This is a genomic window from Bradyrhizobium sp. SZCCHNR1015 (genome assembly GCF_032489875.1).
Classification (GTDB): Bacteria; Pseudomonadota; Alphaproteobacteria; order Rhizobiales; family Xanthobacteraceae; genus Bradyrhizobium.
In genome coordinates this window covers 72,357-89,767 of the sequence record NZ_JAUEYW010000016.1, presented here as the reverse complement: position 1 = coordinate 89,767, position 17,411 = coordinate 72,357, and the positions used below count along the sequence as shown (strand labels likewise).

Annotated in this window: 16 protein-coding genes; 7 read left to right on the top strand and 9 right to left on the bottom strand. The window is 65.3% G+C overall.

Annotated features, from left to right (window positions below; genetic code table 11):
• Positions 1-46: 46 nt before the first annotated feature.
• Positions 47-778: an alanyl-tRNA editing protein gene (locus QX128_RS26065; protein WP_316238908.1), complete on the bottom strand. Its 732-nt coding sequence runs from the start codon at positions 776-778 to the stop codon at positions 47-49.
• A gap of 162 nt (positions 779-940) precedes the next feature.
• Positions 941-1,666, bottom strand: coding sequence for a hypothetical protein (locus tag QX128_RS26060; RefSeq protein WP_316238907.1), 726 nt, complete (start codon positions 1,664-1,666; stop codon positions 941-943).
• Positions 1,667-1,816: 150 nt separating this feature from the next.
• Here QX128_RS26060 and QX128_RS26055 point away from each other — a divergent pair, with 150 nt between their 5' ends.
• Positions 1,817-3,277: an NAD(P)/FAD-dependent oxidoreductase gene (locus QX128_RS26055; RefSeq protein ID WP_316216893.1), complete on the top strand. Its 1,461-nt coding sequence runs from the start codon at positions 1,817-1,819 to the stop codon at positions 3,275-3,277.
• 244 nt (positions 3,278-3,521) lie between these two features.
• Here the strand turns inward: QX128_RS26055 and QX128_RS26050 are convergent, their stop codons facing one another.
• Positions 3,522-3,977 carry a MarR family winged helix-turn-helix transcriptional regulator gene (locus tag QX128_RS26050; protein ID WP_315803789.1) on the bottom strand — a complete coding sequence of 152 codons (456 nt, stop codon included), beginning with the start codon at positions 3,975-3,977 and terminating at the stop codon, positions 3,522-3,524.
• A 101-nt stretch (positions 3,978-4,078) separates the two neighbouring features.
• On the opposite strand from QX128_RS26050, the gene QX128_RS26045 reads away from it, so the two are divergent.
• From QX128_RS26045 to QX128_RS26035, 3 genes are all read left to right on the top strand, one after another.
• The gene (locus tag QX128_RS26045; RefSeq protein WP_315803528.1) at positions 4,079-6,001 is read left to right on the top strand and encodes an FAD-binding monooxygenase; all 1,923 of its coding nucleotides are present in this window, start codon (positions 4,079-4,081) and stop codon (positions 5,999-6,001) included.
• Positions 6,002-6,137: 136 nt separating this feature from the next.
• Positions 6,138-6,383, top strand: coding sequence for a PilZ domain-containing protein (locus QX128_RS26040; protein ID WP_315712872.1), 246 nt, complete (start codon positions 6,138-6,140; stop codon positions 6,381-6,383).
• An 85-nt stretch (positions 6,384-6,468) separates the two neighbouring features.
• Positions 6,469-7,338, top strand: a complete 870-nt coding sequence (locus QX128_RS26035; RefSeq protein ID WP_315803527.1) for a tetratricopeptide repeat protein — start codon at positions 6,469-6,471, stop codon at positions 7,336-7,338.
• A 4-nt stretch (positions 7,339-7,342) separates the two neighbouring features.
• Here the strand turns inward: QX128_RS26035 and QX128_RS26030 are convergent, their stop codons facing one another.
• The 4 genes from QX128_RS26030 to cpaB are packed head-to-tail and all read right to left on the bottom strand — an operon-like array spanning position 7,343 to position 11,681.
• Complete coding sequence (locus QX128_RS26030) at positions 7,343-8,611, bottom strand: CpaE family protein (protein ID WP_316238906.1); 1,269 nt, start codon at positions 8,609-8,611, stop codon at positions 7,343-7,345.
• Positions 8,608-9,345 carry a CpaD family pilus assembly protein gene (locus QX128_RS26025; RefSeq protein ID WP_316238905.1) on the bottom strand — a complete coding sequence of 246 codons (738 nt, stop codon included), beginning with the start codon at positions 9,343-9,345 and terminating at the stop codon, positions 8,608-8,610. Before QX128_RS26025 ends, QX128_RS26030 begins: the two co-directional genes overlap by 4 nt.
• Positions 9,346-9,378: 33 nt before the next feature.
• Positions 9,379-10,848: a type II and III secretion system protein family protein gene (locus QX128_RS26020; protein WP_315803524.1), complete on the bottom strand. Its 1,470-nt coding sequence runs from the start codon at positions 10,846-10,848 to the stop codon at positions 9,379-9,381.
• 17 nt (positions 10,849-10,865) lie between these two features.
• Positions 10,866-11,681 (bottom strand): Flp pilus assembly protein CpaB, encoded by an 816-nt coding sequence (gene cpaB, locus QX128_RS26015; protein WP_315712864.1) that lies wholly within the window; start codon positions 11,679-11,681, stop codon positions 10,866-10,868.
• 721 nt (positions 11,682-12,402) lie between these two features.
• Between cpaB and QX128_RS26010 the strand changes: the two genes are divergently transcribed.
• The 3 genes from QX128_RS26010 (at position 12,403) to QX128_RS26000 (ending at position 14,581) form a co-directional block, all read left to right on the top strand.
• Positions 12,403-13,095, top strand: coding sequence for a PilZ domain-containing protein (locus QX128_RS26010; RefSeq protein ID WP_315803523.1), 693 nt, complete (start codon positions 12,403-12,405; stop codon positions 13,093-13,095).
• Positions 13,096-13,271: 176 nt separating this feature from the next.
• Complete coding sequence (locus QX128_RS26005; protein ID WP_316216890.1) at positions 13,272-13,427, top strand: hypothetical protein; 156 nt, start codon at positions 13,272-13,274, stop codon at positions 13,425-13,427.
• 224 nt (positions 13,428-13,651) lie between these two features.
• A complete protein-coding gene (locus QX128_RS26000; protein ID WP_316238904.1) occupies positions 13,652-14,581 on the top strand; it encodes an aspartyl/asparaginyl beta-hydroxylase domain-containing protein in 930 nt (309 codons plus the stop codon).
• 81 nt (positions 14,582-14,662) lie between these two features.
• On the opposite strand, the gene QX128_RS25995 is transcribed toward QX128_RS26000, so the two are convergent.
• A complete protein-coding gene (locus QX128_RS25995) occupies positions 14,663-15,673 on the bottom strand; it encodes a DUF4062 domain-containing protein (RefSeq protein WP_316238903.1) in 1,011 nt (336 codons plus the stop codon).
• Positions 15,674-16,704: 1,031 nt separating this feature from the next.
• Positions 16,705-17,403, bottom strand: a complete 699-nt coding sequence (locus QX128_RS25990) for a fumarylacetoacetate hydrolase family protein (RefSeq protein WP_316238902.1) — start codon at positions 17,401-17,403, stop codon at positions 16,705-16,707.
• Positions 17,404-17,411: the final 8 nt, after the last annotated feature.

The window sequence follows — 17,411 nt, the reverse complement described above, 5'->3', positions numbered from 1 at the left end:
GCCAGGACAGCGCGTGAGAGCCCGGATGTTGCTTCACTCATCCGCTCTACGCGCTGCCCACCCCGATCCTGAAGCGCCGATTCTGCCGGCCTTTGTTATCAACCTTGAGAATACGAATCCGCCGTGCCTGTGCCGTCGAGACCAGATGCGTGCCGCCGCAGGCCTGGCGGTCGAGGCCGTCGATGTCGACGATGCGGATCAGGCCGTCGGCCTGGCGCGGCGGTGCGACCGATTTGGCACGGAACAGTCCCGCGGTCGCCTGCGCGTCGTCATAGGGCATGTCGAAAGCACGCACCGGACGATCGTCCGAGATCGCGGCATTCACCGCGTCTTCCACCGCACGGAGCTGCTCCGGCGCCACCTTGGGCAGGTCGAAGTCGACGCTGAATTCGTCGGTCTCGGTCATGCGGACGCCGGTCAGCAGCGCGCCGTCGAACTGGGTGTAGACGGCGCTGTTGACGAGATGCGCCACCGTGTGCTGCTCGCTCATGCGCTGCCGGAACGCCGGATCGACCTGCAGCTCGATCACCCCGTCGGGGATGGCGTCGTCCCCGATCAGGTGCCAGATGCCGGCAGCGGTCGGCTCGAAGCCCACGACGTCGCGAACGATGCCATTCCACGCGATCGTGCCACGGTCCGGCAATTGGCCGCCGCCACCGGGATAGAATGGCGAGCGCGCCAGGAGCACCGCGCCCGGCCGTGCGTCGAGCGCCGTGATGTCGAGCTCCAGCACGTCGGGATGATCGACGGCGAAAGGGCGAGGCAGGAAGTCGGTCATGCGAGGCCGTTCACGGTCGGAGCCCGGATGAGCGCAGCGACATCCGGGTTCATCGAGATTGCGCGTGAGACCCCGCATGTCGCTGCGCTCATGCGGGCTACGATCCTTTCCTAGACATACGCAGCGTCGCTCGTCCGCGCAACTTGGACGGCAGGCGACGCCTCACCGGCACGCCGCCACCGTGAACCACGCCATGCGGAAGGCGCCGTCGTGCAGGCGAAGGCATACGGTGTCGCCCGGCTGCAGCCGCTCATACAGCGCCTGCGCGACATGCGCATTGGCTGCCGTCGCAAACGGCCCCCACGGCTCCAGCGTCACCTGGTAGGTCGCAAGCCGGCTATGGCCGAGATGCTTTGACAGCACGCGGCTGCGCAGCAGCGCCGGCGCCGAGCGGTCGAGCGCGGTGTTGAACTGGCCGAGCGCTCCGAACGCATAGGCGGCAACGAAGACGGCAGCGAGCAGCAGCCGCCAGCCGCGCCGGCGGAGCTGGGTTTCGAACCGCGCGGCGACGATGAGGAAAATGGTCGCGACCGCGGCCGCGAAGGCCGTCAGCGGCAGCCAGCTGACGAGATTGACGTCCGACAGCGTGCGCGCGGCGAGCGTGCCGGCCGCCACGATGCAACCGGTGCCGAGATTGGCGCCGTAGCCGGAGCCGAGGCCGATGCGGAACCGCCCGGGAAAGCGCAAGGTGAGGACGAGCGCCAGCAGCGGAATGACGGTGACGACCGCGATCAGCTGGCCGGCCGGAAAGCTCGGGAAGAGCGACCAGGCTGCGAGCCCGATTGCGAACAGCGAGAAGCCCAGGGCGATGCGCTGTGACGGCGCGCCACTGCCGCCGGGGCCGTCATTGTCGCCGGGCCTGTCGTCGCGCGGGTGGGGAGCGTTCATCGCCAGATCCGTATCGAGGGTGTTTCCCGCTGATAGCGGAGGAGGGTTGACCGACGACGAATGCGCCGGCGATTTGACAGCGACGGGCCGGGTTGCGACTGTCCGCAGCCAGAGCAAGAAAGCTGCACCAGGAAACGCCAGGAACACCGTATGTCAACAGAGCATGTCGACGTGCTGATCGTCGGCGCCGGGCTGTCCGGCATCGCCGCCGCCTATCATCTGCAGCACAAGTGCCCGGGCAAGCGCTTCGCGATCCTGGAGGGGCGGGGCGCGATCGGCGGCACATGGGACCTGTTCCGCTATCCCGGCATCCGCTCCGACAGCGACATGTACACGCTTGGCTATTCGTTCAAGCCGTGGACAGATCCGAAGGCGATCGCCGACGGGCCGCAGATCCTGAAATATGTCCAGGACACCGCGACCGAGAACGGCATCGACCGCCACATCCGGTTCAACCATCGGGTCCGGCGTGCGTCGTGGTCGAGCGCGGACGCATGCTGGACCGTCGAGGCCGAGCGCCGGACGGAGCAGGGCACGGTCGAGACCGTGCGGATGACCTCAGGCTTTCTGTTCATGTGCTCCGGCTACTACCGCTACGAAAAGGGCTACCTGCCGGACTTCAAGGGCATGGCCGATTTCAAGGGCCGCATCGTGCATCCGCAGGCCTGGCCTGAGGACCTCGACTATGCCGGCAAGCGCGTCGTCGTGATCGGCTCCGGCGCGACCGCGGTCACATTGGTGCCGGCGATGGCCAAGTCCGCCGCGCATGTGACGATGCTGCAGCGCTCGCCGACCTATGTGGTGTCGCGCCCCGCGCAGGACGCGCTCGCCAACAAGCTCCGCCGGCATCTGCCCGCTGCTCTCGCCTATCACCTGATCCGCTGGCGCAACGTGCTGTTCGGGATGTATTTCTTCCAGCTCAGCCGGCGCAAGCCGCAGCGGGTCAAGCAGCTGATCCTGGGCGGGGTGCGCGCCGCGCTGGGTCCCGATTACGACGTCGCCACCCATTTCACGCCGCGCTACAACCCGTGGGACCAGCGGTTGTGCCTGGTGCCGGACGGCGACCTGTTCAAGACCATTCGCGAGCAGCGTGCCTCGGTCGTGACGGCCGGGATCGAGACCTTCACCGAGCGCGGCCTGCGCCTCACCGACGGCCGCGAGATCGAGGCCGATGTCGTGGTCACCGCGACCGGCCTGGTGCTGCAGGTGCTCGGCGGCCTCGAGGTCGTCGTGGACGGCCGCACCGTCGATTTCGCCAAGACGCTCAACTACAAGGGCATGATGTATTCCGACGTGCCGAACCTGGCGGCGACGCTCGGCTACACCAACGCGTCGTGGACGCTGAAATGCGACCTCACCTGCGAATATGTCTGCCGGCTCCTCAACTACATGGACCGGCACGGCTACCGCCAATGCGTGCCGCACAATGACGACGCCACCGTCACGCCGCTGCCGTCGCTGAGCTTCAGCTCCGGCTATGTGCAGCGCTCGGTCGCCGAGCTGCCGAAACAAGGCTCGAAGCGGCCGTGGCGGCTGTACCAGAACTACGCCCTCGATATCGTCTCCCTGCGCTTCGGCAAGGTCGACGATGGCGTGATGCGGTATTCGTGAGGGCAGGGCGCTCCGTCGGATCGTCGGCGCGATCTCGGGCCTCATGGTTCGACACGGCGCTTCGCGCCTCCTCACCATGAGGGGAAACATCTCGCCACCGCAGAGGATTTCGCCACGCACTCGATCCTCATCCTGAGGAGCCCGCCGCAGGCGGGCGTCTCGAAGGATGGCCGCAACGACGGTGTCAGCGTCAGTTCTTATCGGGCGCGACCGTGCGCATGATGGGGTGGAGCAGGAGCAACCTTCACCGCTCCTCCGCCGCCCCCTCCCGCAGCGGCGCGCGGCTGAGGTCGTTGGCGGCGGCGATCGCCTTGCGCATCAGGCGCACCAGCTCGTTCGCCTCGGCCGCGCTGAGGCCGCGCACCATCAGCCGCTGCGCGGCCTCGACCGCCGGCGTGATCGCCTCCAGCGTCCTTTTCCCCTCATCGGTGATCAACAGCTCCCGTGACCGGCGGTCGCGCGCGCTCGCTCGGCGGACAACGAGGCCTTTCTGTGCGAGCCGGTCGATCACGCCGGTGATCGTGGTGCGGTCATAGGCGATCAGGCCAGCGAGCGTGATCTGGTCGATCGCCGGGTTGGCCGCGATCGCCGCCAGCGCCGCATATTGCACCGGCGTCAGGTCGAAGCCGGCCGCTTCCACCTCCGCCAGAAACACCGCCACGGCGATCTGCTGAAACCGGCGCGCCAGGTGCCCCGGCATGTCCCGCATCTCGGTCAATTCGAATCTCCTGTCACCAGCTTGACAAGCATACTGATGATCAGCATACTGATCAATAAGGAACAGCGAGGGAGGGTGGTCACGTGCAGTTTCATCTCAATGGCTTCCAGCCGGGCGATCCCGAAATCTTCGACACGGCCGAACGTGTCGCGAGCGCCGGCGCGAGCAGCCCGCTGCCGGCCGAGGCCGACGTCCTCATCGTCGGCTGCGGCCCGGCGGGCCTCAATCTCGCCGCCCAGCTCTCTGCCTTCCCCGACATCAAGACCTGCATCGTCGAGCAGAAGCCCGGCCGGCTGCTGCTCGGCCAGGCCGACGGCATCGCCTGCCGCACCATGGAGATGTTCCAGGCCTATGGCTTCGCCGAGAAAGTGCTGAGGGAAGCGTGCTGGATCAACGAGACCACGTTCTGGAAGCCCGATGACGCCGACCGCGCGCATATTGCGCGCAGCGGCCGCGTGCAGGACGTGGAGGATGGCCTGTCGGAGATGCCGCATGTCGTGCTCAACCAGGCTCGCGTGCACGACTTTTTCCTGGACGTGATGCGCCGTTCGGCCGCGAAGCTCGAGCCGCACTACGCCCGGCGACTGCGGGACCTTCATATCGATCCGTCCGCAGGCAATGACGCACACGGCGTGACCGTCAGCTTCGACCGCATCGATCCGGAGCATGAAGGCCAGGTCGAGACCATCAAGGCGCGCTACGTGGTCGGCTGTGACGGTGCACGCAGCATCGTGCGCAAGGCGATCGGCCGCGAGCTGCACGGCGATTCCGCCAATCACGCCTGGGGCGTGATGGACGTGCTCGCCGTCACCGATTTTCCCGACATCCGCTTCAAGTCGCTGATCCAGTCCGCCAAGGACGGCAGCCTGCTGGTGATCCCGCGCGAGGGCGGCTATCTCGTCCGGCTGTATGTCGAGCTTGCCAAGCTTGAGGTCGGCGAGCGCGTGGCGGGCCGCAACATCACCGTCGACGAAGTGATCGCCAAGGCGCAGCGCATTCTCGCGCCATATACGCTTCAAGTGAAGGAGGTCGCGTGGTGGTCGGTCTATGAGATTGGCCAGCGCATCACCGACAAGTTCGACGACGTGCCGGAGGCGGAGGTCGCAACGCGGCTGCCGCGCGTGTTCATCGCCGGCGACGCCTGCCACACCCACAGCCCGAAGGCGGGGCAGGGCATGAACGTCTCGATGCAGGACACGTTCAATCTCGGCTGGAAGCTCGCCGCCGTGCTGGGCAAGCGCTGCGCGCCGGAGCTCCTGCACAGCTATTCGGCCGAGCGGCGGGCCATCGCCCAGGAGCTGATCGATTTCGATCGCGAATGGGCAGGAATTCTCGCTTCCGCCGCCAAGCAGGGCGGCGCCGATGCGGCCAAGACGCAGGACTATTTCGTGCGCCACGGCCGCTACACGGCGGGCACCGCCACGCACTATCGGCCCTCCGTTCTCACCGGCGACGACACCTTCCAGCCGCTCGCCACAGGCTTCGTCATCGGCAAGCGCTTTCACTCGGCGCCGGTCATCCGGCTCGGCGACGCCAAGCCGGTGCAGCTCGGCCACGTCGTCCAGGCCGACGGCCGCTTCCGCATCTTCGCCTTCGCGGCGGCAGAGGATCCGGCCGCGCCGGGGTCCGCGATCCGCCGCCTGTGCACATTCCTCAGCGAGGATTCCGCCTCACCCCTGCGCCGCCACACCCCGGCGGGCGCCGACATCGACTCCGTGATCGATCTGCGCGCGGTGTTCCAGCAGGGGCATCGCGAGCTCGCGCTCGAACGAATGCCGGAGCTGCTGCTGCCGCGCAAGGGGCGCTACGGCCTCATCGACTACGAGAAGATGTTCTGTGCCGATCTGAAGAGCGGCCAGGACATCTTTGCGATGCGCGGCATCGATCGCGCGGCGGGCTGCATCGTGATCGTGCGGCCCGATCAGTATGTCGCCGACGTCCTGCCACTCGACGACGTCAGGAGGCTGTCGGCGTATTTCGATCGTGTGCTGCTGCCGGTCCGCTGAGGGATGCAGAGGGTAAACGAAATCCAAATCCGGCCCCTGGATTTCAGGGCTTGGCGCTAGTCAGATCCCAAGGTTTCCTCGCTACAAACGAGGTCTCCGGAATGGACGATCGAGTGGGTGAGACGTCGAAATGTTGATGTTGGCGAACCGTCGCAAGAGTGAACGTCGGCTGTGCAGGAGGATCGCGAAGATTCACTACGGCAACGGCAGCCTGCCGCGCGACTGCACGGTCACGGATATTTCCGACGGCGGCGTCAAGGTGATCGCCGAATTCGTCGAGATTCCCCCGCAGTTCACCATCGTCTTCGCGCCCGACCACCAGCGCAAGTGCCGGCTGGCCTGGCGCATCGGCTGCGAGTTCGGCGCCGAATTCATCGATTGAGGCGGGCCGGCCGCGCCCGCTTAACGGGACCTTAGGGTTAATCTGCCAGCGTGCAGATCATCTGGTCCCGAAGTAGTTCAGTTGCATGCGTACGCGGCCCCTCCGCTCTCTCCCTCTGCTCCGGCCGGCCGCGTTCGCGCTGTCGTTCACGGCCGTCCTGCTCGGTCTCGGCGCCTGCCAGACCACCGATCTCAGCGAGGTCACGGGGGCACTGGGCGGCAATCCCGAAAAGAGCCGCGCTGCCGCCGCCGACCCGCGCGCCGAGATCGACCAGCTTCGCGAGCGCTTCCGCGCCAGTCCCGACGATCCCGAGGTGGCGCTGCGCTATGGCAGCGCCCTGCGCGCCACCGGCCAGCGCTCGCAGGCCGTCGCCGTGCTGGAGCAGGCGAGCATCGCAAGCCCCGGCAACAGGACGCTGCTTGCGGCCTATGGCCGTGCGCTCGCCGACAACGGCAATTTCCAGCAGGCGTTCGACGTGCTCAGCCGCGCGCATTCGCCCGAGGATCCCGACTGGCGCATCCTGTCGGCGCAGGGCGCCACGCTCGACCAGATGGGGCGCAACGAGGAGGCCCGGCAATACTACATGACGGCGCTGAAGATCGCCCCTGACGACCCGTCCGTGCTGTCCAATCTCGGTCTCTCCTACGCGCTCACGAACGAGCTGCCGAAGGCCGAGGAGCAGTTGCGCAAGGCGAGCGCGCATCCCGATGCCAGCCCGCGGGTCAGGACCAACCTCGCCGTCATCGTCGGGCTGGAGGGCCGGATGAGCGAGGCCGAGAGCATCGCGCGATCAGGACTGCCGCCGGAGCAGGCCAGCGCCAGCGTCGCCTATGTCAAGCGCATCCTGGAGCGCCGCAAGATCGCGCAGCGCGAGCTGTCGCCGCGCCGTGACCGTCCGGTGGCCGGCGAGCCCGACAAGGCGCTGGCGCGGGCGCTCAGCCGATCCGACGACTGAAGCGCTATTTCGCGCCGAGCAGCTTTGCGATCGGCGCCAGCAGCGAGCTGCGCTGCGGCTTGTGGTCGATCCGCCCCGTCAGCCGGTTGGCGATGTCCTGGAACAGTTTTGGCGTGCGGCTCAGCGCCGCGATCTCCGCGATCATCTGGCCGTTGTTGGCGGCGGTGCCGAACAGCTTGCAGTCGAACGGGATGATCGCGACCGGCTCGGCCTCGACGGTCTTGGCGAAGCGCTTCAGGTCGATCTCCGGCCGCTTGGGCATGCCGACCTGGTTCAGGCAGTACAGCGGCGGCCGGTCGTTGGGACGCGAGGCCTTGAGCACGCCGAGCAGGTTCTTGGCGTTGCGCAGGTTCGCCAGATCGGGCTCGGCGACCACGAGGATGTCGTCGGCATTGATCAGCGCGTGCCGCGTCCAGGCCGACCATTGGTGCGGCACGTCGAGCACGATGCATTGCTGGGTCATGCGCAGGGTGTCGAAGATGGCGTCGAACGCGTCGGCGCCGAAATCATAGACGCGGTCGAGGGTCGCGGGCGCGGCGAGCAGGTTGAGATTTTCGGTGCATTTGGCGAGCAGGCGCTCCATCAGCGCCGTATCGGGCCTATCAGGCTGGAACACGGCGTTGGCGATGCCCTGCAGCGGATCCTGGTTGTAGTCCAGTCCCGCGGTGCCGAACGCCATGTCGAGATCGATGACGACGGAATCCAGCGTCAGGTCGCGCGCCATGCTCCAGGCGACGTTGTGGGCGACGGTGGAGGCGCCGACGCCGCCCTTGGCGCCGACCACGGCGATGATGCGGCCGGTGATCACGGCCTCCGAGGCCGAGAACAGGCTGCAGACCGAGCGGATGACGTCGATGGTCTCGACCGGGCCGATCACGTAGTCGTTGACGCCGCGCCGGACCAGCTCGCGATAGGCGACGCCGTCGGCCGGGCTGCCGATCAGCACCACGCGGGTGCCCGGATCGCAGACGCTGGCGAGATCGTCGAGGCCGCCGAGAATGTCGCCGCCGGGCCTGGTCTCGATCACGATGACGTTCGGCGTCGGCTGCGAATGATAGGTCTCGATGGCGCGCGCCATGCCGCCCGCCTTGATCGTGATGTGCGCCTTGCCGAGTCGGCGGTCCTGGCTGGCGGCGAGGATCGCGGACGAGGTCTGGTCGGTTTCGCAGAACGCCTGCACCGAGACGCGCGGCACCGGCGCGATGTGGTCGTCGAGCACGGGGCCGCTGGGGGCGGCCGGCTCGTCCTGGCTTTGACGGGACGCGTTGATCATTTGCCTGTATCGCTGAGCTTGGCCTTCTCGGACTCCGGATACGCCACCGCGGTCGACTCGCCCTTGCGGTACTTCTCGAACAAAGCGGAGCGGCGCGGCGTGTAGGCGGCCATCTCCGAGCGCGGCTGCTCGAGATCGGCCGGGTTGTCGATCATCGCGGCGAGGTTGCGCTGCGTGGCGCAGCCGAAATTCTGATAGTGCTGGTTGCTGCTGTAGCCGCGATTGTCGATGTTCGGCCCGAGATCGTCCGGCCACAGCCCGCAGGGGCCGGCGACGGCGGCGATCTTCGGATAGCTCAGCCGGATGACGGCGAGCTGCCGCGGATCGTCCGGCATGGTGTTGCGCAGGGTGATCGCGTGCCCGGGAACGCCGCCGGCGGTCAGCACGGCGCGGATCTCGCGATAGGCGTCGGCCGCGGCGCGCGCGTTCGACGTGCCCGTCGGCACTTCCGCCATGATTCCACCGGTGCCTTCGCGCAGCCACGAGCGCGCGAGCCCCGCGACGTCGACGCGCTGCTGGTAGGTCAGGCCGCCGCGTCCGCTGCCGACGAAGACGACGGTCGACTGCCGGCCTTCCTCGATCGCGATCGGATGGCGGATCCTGTAGTCGTCCGGGATCGTCGCGACGACCTCACCGGTGGTGGCGTTGCAGGCGCCGAGCGTGAGCGCCAGCCCCGCGATGGCGCCGATCCGGCGCAGCGTGCGTCCGCCGTCTCGTGTGGATGTTGCCGACATGATCGTTCCCCCGTGCCCCGTCGTCCCGCAACCTCAGTCGATGATGAAGCCGAAGCCGGCCGGCTGCCCCGTGGCCGCGTCGACCTTGGCGGCGATGCCGTACAGCCGGTTCATGCGGCCGAGCAGCGCCGACTCCGAGTCGGTGGCCGGCGCAAAGCCGTCGTCCGGACGCGACAGCTCCTTCTGGGCGACGGCGCGCACGACATAGGGCGTCACCATCACCATCAGCTCGGTCTCGTTGTTGACGTAGTCCTGGCTGCGGAACAGCTGGCCGAGCACCGGCAGCTGATTGAGCCCGGGCAGGCCGTTGATCGCCTGCTTGGTCTGGTTCTGGATCAGGCCGGCCATCGCCATCGATCCGCCCGAGGGGATCTCGACCGTGGTCTCGGCGCGGCGGGTGCGGATCGCGGGGATCGTCACCGACGAGGTCGAGGCCGAGGTCAGCGCGTAGGACACCGTGATCGCATTGTCGTTCGACAGCTCCGACACCTCCGTCATCACCCGCAGGCTGATGCGGCCTTCGCCGAGCACGACGGGCGTGAAGTTGAGCGAGATGCCGAACTTCTTGTAGGTGATCGACGTGCTGCAGACCCGCGTGGTCGGGTCGCAGGAATAGCCGCCGGGAATCGGGAATTCACCGCCCGCGATGAAGGTCGCGGATTCGCCGGAGATCGCGGTCAGGTTGGGCTCGGCCAGCGTCTTGACGACACCGGCCGTCTCCATCGCGCGCAGCGTCGCCGAGACCGACGACAAGCCGCCGCCGGTGGCGGACAGGCCGTTGGTCCCGACCAGCGACTTGCCATAGGCGGTGAACGGGTTGGTGTTGTTGAAGTTCACCACCGCGGTGCCGTAGTTCAGGCTGGCGCTCAGATCGATGCCGAGCTGCTTGACGATCTCGCGCCGGACCTCCGACACGTTGACCTTCAGCATCACCTGGTCGCGGCCGCGCACGACGATCGAGTTGACCACCTTGTCGGCGCCGCCGACCAGCCGTGCGGCGATTTCGCCGGCCTGCTGCGCCTCGACCGGGCTCGACACCGATCCTGTCAGGATCACGCCCTCGCCGACGCCGTCGATCTTCACGCCGGGAATGCTCTGGCTCAGCGCTTGGCGCACGCCGTTGAGGTCGCGCTTGATCGCGATGTCGTAGGCCGCGACCTGCTGTCCCTCGCCGTCGAAGAACACCACGTTGGTCTGGCCGACCGCCGCGCCGATGATGTAGGCGCGCCGGGCCGAACGGACGACGGCGTTGGCGACCTTGGGATCGGCGACCAGCACGTCCTTGACGTCCTGCGGGAAGTCGACGACGACGGACTTGCCGATGCCGAGCGAAAGAAAGCGCATCTTCGACGAGCCGACCGACACCACGGGTGTCTCCAGCCTGTCGTCAGCCGCCTTCACCGGCGTCAGCGCCGGATTGAGCGCAAGCCCGATCACGGCCGATGTCGATAGCGCGCGGACGACCCACGTCCCGAACGTTGCGCGTTGATGCCCACCCATCATCTTCCACGTCCTTTCGATCACTTCTGCGCCGTGAGCGAGCTCGTGATCCCATAGCGAATGATCTCGATGGCGCTGCCCCGTCGCGCCATCTGCTGCTGCTGTTGCTGTGCCTCGGTCTTGTTGCCGTCGGCTGCGTTCACGTCAGCGATGCTGCGCAGCGCCAGCGCCAGCGAGCCGGCTTGGCGCGCGCGCGCCAGGGTCTCGGCCTGCTCGGGCCTGAGCTCGAGCGTCACCGTCTTGCCGACGACGGTGTTCTGGCCTTCCTTCTCCTTCGGCGCCTGGTCGATCGCGAGCACGCGGACGTTGGAGAGAATGATCTCGGAGCTGACGAAGTCGGCGGCGCCGGGCTTGTCAGGATTCTTGTCGCGCTTCGACAGGATGACGTCGACGCGGTCGTTCGGCAGGATGAAGCCGCCGGCGCCGGTCTCGGGCGAGATCTCGGTGGAGATCGCGCGCATGCCCGCGGGCAGGATCGCCGCCATGAAGCCGGAGCCGTCCGCCTTCACCAGCTTCTGCTCGCGGATCGGCTCGCCGATCACGAAGGGCGAGCGGGCGATGGTGCCGACGAGCTGATTGGCCGCTTCGGGACGGTCGCCGCGCCGGATGAAGATGTTGCTCGCGGCCTCCGGCCATGTCTGCCAGATCAGGTCGCCGGGCTTGATCGCCTGTCCGAGTCCGATGTCGGTCTTGGCGACCAGCACCTCGACCGTCGGCAACTGCACGACCGGCGCCACCGGCGCCTGCCGCTGGCCGTCGGAATTGCTGACCAGATAGGCCGCAACGCCGCCCGCGCCGAGAGCGATGGTTAACACCACGATGCGTGCGGTCATCATACGCGTGACTACTCTCTTACTCATACACCGGGAGCAAACACGCTGACGACTGACAGCCGTTCTCCCTCACTAACGACTAAGCGCCAATGGTATAAGCAGACTTGAACGCGGCGGGCCGCGGCACCCGCATCAAGCAACGATTGCGCAAGTGGTGAACAGGTTGTTAGCGTGCAAATAGTGAAACGCCGCGAATGTGTTAGCTATTTGCGCACGGCGCGCCTGCACGCATCCGTCGGCTCGCGCGCGACAGAATGAGATCATGAGTTGCAGCCACGCCTCAGTGCGAATCTCGTTAAGCTGAATCGTTTGCTAACAACACGAGCGTAGGAACGTCGACCCCGCCGACGAGGTTGTGCCGTCGCGCGAGGCAGCGCGGATCGGCCGATCACGACTTGCCCCTGCGCCACGCGAAACATCCGCGCTGAACTCTCCATGGGGGCGACGATGCCGACACTGCATGCCATGCTGCACCGTAATCAGACGGGGTCGCATCTTCAGAAAGCCGAAACGGGTTGGACATACGATTCCGTTGAGCGGGATTTCCGTCTCGACATTCAGATTTCCTCAACAATTTGCGCGCACGGTCCGGGCACGGCGGTCATGCCCAATTCGATTTAGTACGACCTAAAATGCACGCAGAAATTGTAACCAGCGCATCGTGCCGCGGCGGGGGCCGCGCCGTCATCGTCGGGGATATCCTGGGTTGGAGGGGAGACGCGCAATGTCGGTTGCTCGATTCCTGAAGCAGCGCGCGGTCAGGATTCAGACGGTCGGGTCCTACACGCTGCCGAACTGGTATTCCCCTGAAGGACGGCTGCGATCCTTCGCCTGCCGCACCACGCGGGTGTCGCCGTTTCGCGCGCTGCTCGAGGTGCCCGTCGTCGGCAAGGTCGGCGATCGCCTGACCTCGTATTTCCGCGACTTCGGCAAGTTCGAAGGCGAGATCAGCGACACCGTGCATGGCGGCTTCCTGCTCGAGCTGGAGATGACGCGGGCCGAGCGCGCCAAGCTCGCCGAGAAGCTGGTCTGGCTGGAGAAGAAGCAGAAGGATCCGTCGATCCGCGATTCCCGCCGCGACGCGCGCTTCGTGCCGAACTCGCCGCATTCGGCGCTGACGCTCGCCGACGGCAGCATCATCCCGTGCTTCGTGATCGATGCCTCGATGTCGGGCGCCGCAGTCTCCGCGGAGATCCAGCCGGAGATCGGCACGCCGCTGGCGGTGGGCAGTTGCATCGGCCGCGTCATCCGGCATTTCCCCAGCGGCTTCGCCGTCCGCTTCGTCGATCAGTTGCCGGGCGCCAATGAACTGGAGCGGCGGGTCATCACGCCGCCGGTCCGCCCGATGCGGCGGAATCTCGTGGCCCACGGCGATGACCGCCTGATCGGGGCGCCCGAGGACTTCTTCATGGTGTGACGGCGGCGCTGCCGCGGCGCGCGACAGGCGCCGCTCCGGCCTGCGCGGTTTCGCGTATGGAGCGGCGGCGGGAATCGCGGCATGGGAACTGGCGGCCGTCCGCACGGTTAACGCGATGTTAATCGGCATCGTGACAGCCTGCGCGTGCCGGGTGCATTGCCAGGAGGACCAGTCCCATGGAGGCCCAGAAGACCGCGGTGGATGCCATCGTCGTCCTGACCGGCTGCGACCGCGATGCGGTGGCCGCCTTCATCCGCCGCATGTATCTGGCCGGCGTCCGGGACCCCAAGCGGCTGACCTTCAAGGGCCTTCAGGAGCTGACGCGGATCTAGCGCGATCGCCGGTCAGGGCCGGCGGCTGTTGCAATCCGGTCACGCCGCAGAACTTTCAACCCAGATTCCCGTTCACAACCGTCGTGCGAAGGGATGCGGCCGGCCGCGCTTGCGGCTAAATTGAGGCGCCTGGCCGGCATCAGAGCACCATCTTCGATCCTCGCCCAGAAGGCGACACGGTTCTGCGCAACACGCTCTGAGCGGCCGGATCATGGGTCCCGGACATGCTCAGACAGCTCCTCGCGCCACAGCTCATCGGCCTCTACATCCTGATCGGGGCCACCATCTACGTCCACTTCCGCGGCAAGCAGCGGCTGCGCTTCGCCCGCCAGCTCGGCGACCACTCCACCTACCTCGCGCCCTACAACGTGCTGATGTATGCCGGCTCGGCCGTGCCGAACACGCCCGTCATTCCAGTCGAGCAGTTTCCCGAGCTGCAGAAGCTGACCGACAACTGGCAGGAGATCCGCGAGGAGGCGGTGCGCCTGTTCGACGAGGGCTTCATCCGCGCTGCCGCGGCCAACAACGACTGGGGTTTCTATTCGTTCTTCAAGAGCGGCTGGAAGCGCTTCTATCTGAAATGGTACGACGACTTCCTGCCGTCGGCCCGCACGCTGTGCCCGAAGACCGTCGAGTTGCTGAACTCCATCCCCAATGTGCACGGCGCGATGTTCGCGATGCTGCCGCCCGGCGGCAAGCTCGGCGCCCACCGCGACCCCTTCGCCGGCTCACTGCGCTATCACTTAGGGCTGGTCACGCCGAACTCCGACAAGTGCCGCATCCTGGTCGACGGCGTGCCCTGCGTCTGGCGCGACGGCGAGGCCTTCATGTTCGACGAGACGTTCATCCACAGCGCCGAGAACGCCACCGACATCAACCGCATCATCCTGTTCTGCGACGTCGAGCGCCCGATGAAGCTCTCCTTCATGACCGCCCTCAACCGCTGGGTCAGCCATCACATCGTCAAGGCGTCGGCGACCCAGAACGTCGAGGGCGAGCACGTCGGCGTGCTGAACAAGGTGTTCGGGAAGCTGTATGAGTTTCACCTCGCGACGCGCAAGGTGAAGGCGTGGAACAGGACGGTGTATTATGCGGCGAAGTACACGCTGACGGTAGCGATCGTGGGCGCGATCGTGGTGTCGGCGTTTCGGTGAGGTAGGACAGAGTAGGGCGGATTAGCGGAGCGCAATCCGCCCTTGCTGCCCGCGGATGGACGGCGGTTGCGCCTATTGCTATTACTCTTGAGCTTGCCAGTTGTTATCTTGGTCTACCTTAATCGTGGCTAGCTCTAGATATCGTCTCTCTCCTAGCGAAGTTACCTGAAGGTTTCCATCTTTGCTTTCGCCTCCTACTTCCGGCGCTATGAATCCGTATGCATGCAACTGCGCTTGAATAGTCTGAAGATCGGTCGTGAATATGCGCGGTTCTTCACGTGTAGCTGGTATAAGTTTCTTTTCCTGAAGCGCCGAGCACAGTAGCGAAGAAACAATATCCTTTCTCGGAGTTACGAACTGGCGATATAATAGCAAGAAAAGAGTTTCCCAGCTAACTGTTACCGTAGCGCGTAGCTCTTTAAATTCCGAAAGGCGGCTGTTCCACTCCTTATAAGTGTAGTGGATTAGAAATGTACTTTTAAGGTCAGCTAAGCTGTCCTTCCCTTCAAACGGGGCTACCATCTTTGAGCGCAAGTCGTCATTCTCAAGGCGAAGGCGATTGATTTGGGCAAGTAAGTCTTCGCTCGCTGCCGCGTTTCCTCTCATCCAGCCAACTCCAGGATATTCGGACATGGCTTTATGTAAGGAGATTATCACTTTCGACCTGAGTTCTTCTCTGTTAGTCCAGAACTGAACGAGCCTTCCTGTTCCGATCTCTGATCTGAAGGCTTTCAGCTTTTCTCGGAGATTGCTATCCAAGTCGGTCTTGCCGGCCGGAATGTTCCCAAGATCATTGTGGATGAATGCTAGAACCGTTCTCTTCTGGCTTACGGCATAGCGATATTCTTTCTCGGTAAAACTAATGCCTGTTGTATCCAGAGAGCCGTAGCGGCCTGCGACTATCAGAACATAGTAGTCGCATTCGTCGATGATCTTTTTAATGTATTCAAATTGTTCCACGTCAGCGGCAGGAAACGCTTCCATTCCAGAGGGGATGTGCCCCATATCGAGAACTGATCGGAGCGCATCTTGGCGTTCGTCCACCAAGTCTTTGAATGTTGAAGAGATGAAGACTTGATATTTTTTCTGCACGATATTCGACCCGGAACGTCGTTAGTGAATCTGAATGTTATCATTTTGCCGATACAACAACTCGCGTCAATTTAAAGTTGTCTGTCCACGATTGGAAGCTGCATTTTTGGCAGGGGAGGGCCAGTGCAACGTCTTTAGAACGGTCCAATGGTTATTCCAGCGCCATCCGTCGGCCAAATCACCTTTTCTCTGCAATCTCTCGCAACTGATTCTGAAAAGACAAAATTGGCTTGACAATTTCGCTAAATCAGCATTACAGTCCCGTCCATCCCGTTGCACGGTAGGGGACGGTTCGCGGTCGTCACGGACGTTGGCAGCGGGGAGCGGTGGACGCGGGGCGGCGGCGTGCGATGAGCACGGACGAACGCTTTCCTCGCGGACGGTGAAGGCGTGTGGTTCTGACACTCCGACGCTAGTGTCAACGTTGCGACAAAGCTTCGCTTTGCGCAGCGGATGGTGGCCAGAAAGCCCGGTGCACCAGGAAGAGCGCGCTATAGCCTGTTAAAACCATCGCGCGGGGAGGGCCGGGTGTGTTCGGCCAGACCTGTGGTACCTGCCGCCTGCATTTTTTCGCAGGCGGGCCACGGGCGCGGCCAGCGCCCGGCCTTCCCTGCGCCCTCCATTCGGAGAGGGCGGGATTTCGGGCATAGTTCGGGCGCGGAATGCGTCGCGAGAACGCGGATGCTCATCTCTGACGCGGCCTTATGCCTGACTCAGCCCTGCATGCTGTTTGAGATTGTGGATCAGACGATACTGCTTGCGCGGTGCTCACCCTCCCCTGGAGGGGCCCTGGAGGGGGAGGGTCGATCGCGCGCGAAGCGGGCGAGCGGGGTGGGGTGATCTCTCCGCGGGGCCGGTGCGAGTGGAGAGATCACCCCACCCCGCCTCACGGGTCGCTTCGCTCTCCGTGCGGCGACCCTCCCCCTCCAGGGGAGGGTGATCCCGGTGCTTGGCTACGATCGGGCGTCAGAATGAAAGAAGCCGCGCGGGGCGCGGCTTTTTCGAAGTGTTGTGGACCGTGGGCGCGGGGCTTACTTCGCCGCCGGCCCGATCGACACCTTCAGCGTGCCGACGCCGTCGACGCCGCATTCGATCTTGTCGCCGGCGACCACCGCCGCGACCCCGGCGGGGGTGCCGGTCATGATGATGTCGCCGGCCGCCAGTTCGACCTGCTGGGAGAGCTTCCAGATGATCTCCGGCACGTTCCAGATCAGCTCGGAAAGGTCGCCGGTCTGGCGCTCGGTGCCGTTGACCGACAGCCAGATCTTGCCCTTCGACGGGTGGCCGATCTTGGACGCGGGCTGGATCGCGGAGCAGGGCGCGGAATGGTCGAACGACTTTCCGACCTCCCAGGGGCGCTGCATCTTGCGCGAGGCGAGCTGCAGGTCGCGGCGGGTGAGGTCGATGCCGACGGCGTAGCCGTAGACGTGGTCGAGCGCCTTGTCGGTCGGAATGTTCAGGCCGCCGCTCTTCAGCGCCACCACCAGCTCGACCTCGTGATGCATGTCCGTGGTCAGCGGCGGGTAGGGGATGACGGCGCCTTCGGGCGCCAGCATGTCGGCGTGCTTCGCAAAGAAGAACGGCGGGTCGCGCTCGTCATTGCCCATCTCGCGGATGTGCTCGAGATAGTTGCGGCCGACGCACCAGATGCGGCGGACCGGGAAGATGCCAGCTTCGCCGACGACAGAAAGAGAAGGCTGCGGGAAGGCCGGGATGACGGTGGAGCTCATGAAATGTC